Below are 6,983 nucleotides of genomic sequence, written 5' to 3'. Positions count from 1 at the left end.
CGGCGGTCCCGGCGGCGGGGGTGGCCGCTCGCCGCGCGCGGATCGCGGCGGCGAGCGCGGCCGGGGTGCGCTGGCGGAACACGTCGGCGATGCTGACCGTGACGGCGAATCGCTGCTGCAGCAGGAAGGTCAGCTGGGCGCTCAGCAAGGAGTTGCCGCCGATCCGGAAAAAGTCCGTGTCGGTGGCCACGTCGGTGCGCGCCATCAGCGTGGCCACCACCTCGCGGACCTGCTCGTCCAGATCGTCGGCGGCCGGCTCGCTGCGATAGCACGCCGAGGCGATCCGCTCGAGCGCGGTGCGGTCGGTCTTGCCGTTGCCGTTCAGCGGGATCGCCGCGATCGGCTCGAGCCGCGACGGCACCATGAAGGCCGGCAGGCGCGTGTGCAACTGGTCCAGGATCTCGTGCCCGGGCGCGTGGCCCGGCTGGGCCACCACCAGCGCGACGAGCTGGTCGTTGCCCGAGGGATCGACGACCTTCACCACCGCCGCGTCGGCCACGCCGGCGATGCCGCGCAGCGCGACCTCCACCTCGCCCGGCTCGATACGCACCCCACGCACCTTGACCTGCCGGTCGGCGCGGCCGAGGTAGCGCAGCAGGCCGTCCTCGTCGAATTGGCCGAGATCGCCGGTGCGATAGAGGCGCAGCCCCTTCAGCGGGCCCTGCGCGACGGTCGGGAATTTCTCCGCGGTGAGCCGCGGGTCGTTCAGGTAGCCGAGCGCGACGCCCTCCCCGCTCAGGCAGATCTCGCCGACGGTGCCGGGCTCGACCGGCATCAGCGCGTCGTCGAGCAGATGCGCGGTCTTGCCCGGCAGCGAGCGGCCGATGCTGACGGTGCGGCTGGCGCCGTGGCGCGGCACGGCATGACCCGTCGAATAGGTGGTGTCCTCGGAGGGGCCGTAGAGGTTGTGGACTTGCCGGACCTGCGGCGCGGCATCGTGGATCGCGTCGACCAGATCCTGGTACAGCGCCTCGCCGGCCAGGTTGACGATCCGCGTCGCGGCCGGGAAGCGGCTGCGACGCACCAGCTCCCGCGCGGCGGAGGGCACCGTGTTGATGAGGCTGACGTCGAACTCGGCATCGGCCTCGAGCAGTTGCAGGATCGAGTCGACCAGCACCACCTTGCTGCCGGAGCAGAGCGTGCAGACCAGCTCGAACAGCGACAGGTCGAAGGTGATCTGGGTCGAGGCCAGCACCGCGCGCCGCTCGTCGGGCCGATAGGCGGCGCGATACCAGTCGATCAGGTTGCGCAGGCTCGCCTCGCCGATCAGCACGCCCTTGGGCGTGCCGGTCGAGCCGGAGGTGAACACCACGTAGGCGGGGGCGTCGTCGCCGCGCGGCGCGGCGGGATGCCAGGCCTCGCCCGGCGCCGCGTCCGGTTCGGGCGGCAGCACGATCGGGCGGCACTCGGGCGGCAGCAGCCCCGCCAGGGCCTCGCTGGTCACCACGTGGACGATGCGGTGGGTCGACACGATCTCGCGAATGCGCTCGGGCGGATACTTCTCGGTGAGCGGCACATAGACGGCCTGCGAGCCGAACGCGGCGAGGATCGCGGCGGGCAGCCGGAAATCGCGCGGCAGCAACACGCCGACCAGGGTGCCGGGCGTGACGCCCGCCGCGGCGAGTCGCGCGCCGATCGAGGCGACGCTCGCCCGCAGCCCGGCGTAGCTGAGTTGCCCGGACGGGCCTTCCAGGGCGAGCGCGTCGGGCTGCGCGGCGCAGGCCTGCTCGAACTGGGCGTAGACGGATGGTGCGGATTGGGTCATTGCACGGCCCTCTGAATGGACTGCCATGTTTGGGATCATTGATTGACGGCGAGCTGCGCGTCGCGCTCCAGCAGCTTGGTTTCGATATGCTCGACGAGCAGGCCGAGGGTGCGGATCTCGTAGATGATCATCGCGTGCAGGCCGACCTGGTAGCGGTCCTTGATCATCGAGACGAACTGCACCGCGCTCAGCGAATGCGCGCCCTGCTCCAGCAGCACGTCGTCCCAGCCGAGCCGCGGCGCGCCGAGGATGCCGGCCCAGCTGCGCTCGACGAAGCGGTGCAGCTCGGAGCGGTAGGCCTGGCCGTCGTCCTCGCCGGCGCGCGTGCCGGCCTCGGCCGCCACGTGCCGCAGCCGCGCCAGCTCGGTGACCTTGCTGACCTCGCCCCAGTGCTCCAGCACCGAATCGAAGTCGATCGTCGAGATCACCAGCCGCGGCCCGAAATTCCAGTGCAGGATGCGGTCGTAGACGGCTGCGATCTCCTGCTCGGTCATGTGGTTGCGCATGTGCTCGCGGCTCAGGTCGGCGAACTGCGGCAGCACGTTCGGGCGCGTCAGCCGCTCGGCGTTGACGGCCCCCCAGTTGGTCGAGCACACGTCGCCGAGCCCGGCCGCGAGGCCGGTCTGCGCGATCGCGTCGACGAAGGCGTTGGCCGCCGCGTTGTCGATCTGGCCCAGCCCGCCGATGATCGAGTTCATGCTCGAACAGAGGATCAGCTTGGTGACGGGGTGTCGCCGCAGATACGCGAGCAGGTGGTAGGTGCCGTAGACCTTGGCCGCGAACACCGTGTCGAAGTGGGCGATGTCCTTGTTGTCGATCATGCCGTTCTCGACCCGGCCGGCCGCATGGATCACGCTGTGGATCGCGCCGTGGCGCTCGCGCGCCGCGTCGAGCGTGGCGGCCAGGGCCTGGCCATCGGTGATGTCGCAACGCTCGATGCGCACCGTCGCGCCCTGCCGCTCCATGGCGCGAATGCGCTCGATCTTGCGCGAATAGGGATGGTCCGCGCCGTGCTCGGCGAGCCAGGCGTCCCATTGCTCGCGCGGCACGAAGCGCGACGAATTCAGCAACAGGATGGTGCAGGCCGCGCGGCTCGCGAGATAGTCGGCCACGCTCAGGCCCAGCTCGCCGAGCCCGCCGAACACCGCGTAGACGCCCTCGGCCGCGACTTGCGGCGTGCAGTCCGCCGGCACCGAGAAGCGCTCGTAGACGCTCTGCCAGCGGCGCCCGTCGCGCAGCGCGACGATCTCGTTGGCGGCCGTCAGCGGCTCCAGGAACTCCAGGCCGAGGCGCGCTGCCGACGCGTTCGCGGAAAACAGCTCGCTCGAGCGCACGTCGACGATCCGGCAGTCGATGAACGCGTATTCCTTCTGCAGGGTGCGGCTGATGCCCAGCACGGTGGCCTTGTCGGGATGCAGCGCCTCGTCGGGCGAGAGCGCGACCAGTTGCGAGGCCGCGACCACGATCGAGCATGCGCCGGTGCCCAGCGTGGCGCGGTTCAGCGTGCGCGCCAGGTAGATCAGGCTGAACAGGCCCGGCGCCTGGTGCTCGGCGAAGCGCGCCGGGGTGCCGTCCCAGTCGGACTCGGGCGCGAGCCAGGCGTGCACGATGTAGAGCGGCAGGCTGGCGCGCGCGGCGAGCGCGTCGAGCAGCAGCCGGTAGTCGTCCTCGCTGGCCGGATCGATCGCGAAGGTCTGCTCGTCGAGCACCGCGAAGCCCGCGCCGGGCACCACGTAGCTGCAGCGCGCCAGGTCCGCCCACGGCGCGCCGAGGCGCGCTTCGCGGTTCGGCGCGAACACCAGCACCGGCGCGTCGCGGAACGCGTCGACGCGCTGGGTGCCCGCGGCGAGCGTCGCGCTCTCGCGCCAGGTCGGCTTGTAGAACCACTGGCCGATGTCGTCGATTTTGCGGTTGCGTCGCTCGGCCTCGCTGCTCACCGGCAGCCACTGCACCGTCTTCGCGAACGCATAACCGGGCAGGGACACCTTGCGGCGCGGCTCCTCGGCGTGCGCCGCGCGCCAGTCCACCGACAAGCCGGCCTGCCAGGCGACGGCCAGCAGGCGGGCGAGGAACGCGTCGTCGAGCGAGGGCGCACCCAGCTCGACCACGCGGCCTCGCAACGGCAGCCGCGCGGCGCCGTCGAGCGTGAGCAGGTAGTCGCTCGGCGTCGGTTCGACGGCGTGGCCGCTCAATACCGCGGCCATGCCCTCGCCGCCCGTCTCGACCAGCGCCTCGGCGAGCGCGGCCGGCAGCGTGGCATGCGGCTGCGGATGGGCGTCGACGCCGAGGCCGCGCAGGCGCGCGACGAGCCGCAGCGCGTAGGCGGCGATCCGCTCGGGCAGCGCATACGCATCGAAGCGTGCCAGGCTGTCGGCCTCGCGCGCGCGGATCGCGCGCCAGGTCGCTTCCGGCTCGCTCGAGACGGTTGCCACCAGCAGCCGATGCCGCTCGCCCTGCCACACGTGCGGCGTGGCGACCGCCAGTTCGTCGGCGGCCTCGGCCGCGTCGCCCGCCACCACCGCGAGCCGATGCGCGAAGGCCTTGCGGCCGACGTTGGCGGTGTAGCAGAGGTCGGCGAAGGGCGGCAGCTCCGCGCCGTTGAGCCAGCCGAGGTAGGCCAGGCGCAGCGTTTCCAGCGCCTGCGCGCTGCGCGCCGACAGCGTCAGGCAATAGGCCGCGCGGGTGGCCGGCAGCGGCGCGAGCACCGGCGCCTCCGCCAGGATCGCGTGCGCGTTGGTGCCGCCGATGCCGAAACTGCTGACGGCGGCCAGGCGCGGCGTGTCGGAGTGCCATTCGCGGCCCCGCGCGTTGACCTCGAACGGGCCGCGCGCCAGGTTCAGGCGCGGGTTCGCGGTCTCGAAGCCGAGCGAGGCGGGCAAGCGGCGATGACGCAGCGCCAGGGCCGTCTTGATCACGCCGGCCGCGCCGGCCGCCACGTCGATATGGCCGATATTGGACTTCACCGAGCCGATCGCGCATTTCACCGCGCGCGAGCCGCCCTCGCCCGCTTCGGCGTCGGCATAGGCCTCGGTCAGGGCGGCGATCTCGATCGGGTCGCCCAGCGAGGTGCCGGTGCCGTGCGCCTCGACGTACTGGATCTGCGCGGGCCGCACGCGGGCCGCCTCCAGCGCGTCGCGGATCACGGCGCGCTGGCCCGACACGCTCGGCGCCGCGTAGCCGACCTTGTCGCTGCCGTCGTTGTTGACGGCGCTGCCCTTGAGCACGGCATAGATCTGGTCGCCGTCGCGCAGCGCGTCCTCCAGGCGCTTGAGCACCACCAGCCCGGCGCCGTTGCTGAACACCGTGCCCACCGCGCCTTCGTCGAAGGCGCGCACCTGCCCGTCGGGCGAAAAGAAGCTGTCCTGGCTGTACAGGTAGCCGCGCGTGTTCGGCACATTGATCGACACCGCGCCCGCCAGCGCGAGATCGGCCTGGTAGCTGAGCAGGTCCTGGCAGGCGGCGTGGATCGCCACCAGCGAGGTCGAGCAGGCGGTCTGGATGTTTACGCTCGGCCCATGCAGGTCGAGCAGGTACGACAGGCGCGTGGTCAGGTAGTCGCTCAGGTTGCCGAACAGGATGCTCTGGCCGTCGCGGTCCAGGTCGACCGCCTCGGAGCGGAACACCACCGAGTGCAGGTAGCTGTTCAGGCTCACGCCGGCGTACACGCCGACCCGGCCCGGATCGACGCCCGGCACGAAGCCGGCGTCCTCGAACGCGTGCCAGGCGAGCTGCAGGAACACGCGCTGCTGCGGATCCATCAGCCGCGCGTCGTGGTTGCTGATGCCGAAGAAGGCGTTGTCGAAGCATTCGATGTCGCGCAGGCGGCCGCCGACCGGCACGTAGTTCGGCGCGCGCAGATGCGCGGGATCGATCCCCGCCGCGAGCAGCTCCTGCTCGTCGTAGCGTTCGAGCGAGCAGCGCCCGGCCTCGAGGTTGCGCCAGAATTCGCGCACGTCGGCGGCGCCGGGGAAGGCACCGCTCATGCCGATGATCGCGATGTCAAGATCACTCACTTTGCGACTCCATGCTAAGTTTCCGGGTTTGGTAATAGTCGTGCCGGCGGCGTGCGCCGGGCGGCGCTTCGCCTGCCCGCGCGGGCGCGGGTTCGGGTTTCGATTGCGGGGCGTGGGCCTCGGCGAGCCGTTCGATGGTCGGGAAGCGGAACATGTCGATCGCGGCGAGATCCCAGTCGAGCGCCTGGTTGATGCTTTCCACCAGCTTCAGCGCGATCAGCGAATGGCCGCCCAGTTCGAAGAAGTTGTCGCGGATGCCCACCGGCTGCACGCCCACGCATTCGCTCCACAGCGCGGCCAGCACCTGCTCCACCTGGTTGCGCGGCGGCACCAGCTCGTCCTTGAGCGGCGGGCGCGGCGCCAGTTCGACGACGGCCGCGGCCGGATCGTCGCGCTCGCCGAGCACCCAGTTGCGGTAGCGGCCCAGCAGGTCGCCGCTGGCCACCACCACGTGGGCCGGCCAATCGAGCGCGGCCAGGCGTCCGAGCACCGCCAGCCCCTCGTCCTCGCTGATCGCGTAGTGATCGATGCCGACGTCGGCATTGCCGTCCTCGCGGGTGTCCTTGAAGAAGGCCCAGGCATCCCAGTCGATCACGCTCCAGCTGCAGCTCGCGCTGCTCGCCGCGCGCGCATAGGCGTTGAGCAGCGAGTGCGAGGCCGCGTAGCCGTAGAGCCCGATCCCGCCGAGCGTCGCCGAGATCGACGAGACCACCATCACGCGCGGCACCGCGAGGCGGCGCGTCAGCGCGTGCAGGTTGGCGCAGACCGCCAGCTTCGGCGCGATCAGCGCGCGCAGGTAGGCGTCGTCGGTTTCGTTGAAGGCGCGGTAATGCATGTCGGTCGGCGCGCCGGCGGCATGCACGATCAGGTCGAGCGAGCCGAAGGCCTGCTCGGCCTCGCGCGCGGCATGTTCGAGCGCGGCCGGATCGGTCGCGTCGGCGTCGATGAACAGGATCCGGTGCCCCGCCTTCACCATGCGCGCATGCAGCCCGTGCCGGCGGCGCAGCGCCGGGTCCGAGGCGGTTTCCGGGTTGCGCAGCGCGGCGCCCACCCGGGTTGCGCCACGGCTGGCGATCGCCACGTCGGCACCGGCCACGCTGGCGAAGAACGCCGCATAGACCATCCCGACATTGCCGGCGCCGCCCACCACCAGCACCGAGCGCGGCGCGCGTCCGGCCCGCGGCGCGGCGCCGGCGCCACGCCGA

The 6,983-nt window shown here is 71.7% G+C and carries 3 protein-coding genes; all 3 read right to left on the bottom strand.

From position 1 onward, the window contains the following. A partial coding sequence (locus tag F3J18_RS34505) for a non-ribosomal peptide synthetase (protein WP_166916587.1) occupies positions 1 to 1,765 on the bottom strand: 1,765 nt, incomplete at its 3' end. Between the two features lie 35 nt (positions 1,766 to 1,800). After that, positions 1,801 to 5,778 carry an SDR family oxidoreductase gene (locus tag F3J18_RS34500; RefSeq protein WP_166916585.1) on the bottom strand — a complete coding sequence of 1,326 codons (3,978 nt, stop codon included), beginning with the start codon at positions 5,776 to 5,778 and terminating at the stop codon, positions 1,801 to 1,803. Beyond that, on the bottom strand, positions 5,771 to 6,983 hold a 1,213-nt coding region (locus F3J18_RS34495), incomplete at its 5' end, for a ketoreductase domain-containing protein (RefSeq protein ID WP_166916583.1). The genes F3J18_RS34495 and F3J18_RS34500, both read right to left, overlap by 8 nt.

This window comes from Burkholderia sp. Ax-1720, from assembly GCF_011753035.1.
GTDB classification, from domain to species: domain Bacteria; phylum Pseudomonadota; class Gammaproteobacteria; order Burkholderiales; family Burkholderiaceae; genus Burkholderia; species Burkholderia gladioli.
Note: the sequence above shows the minus strand (reverse complement) of the source record. Positions and strands in the feature narration are given on the sequence as shown.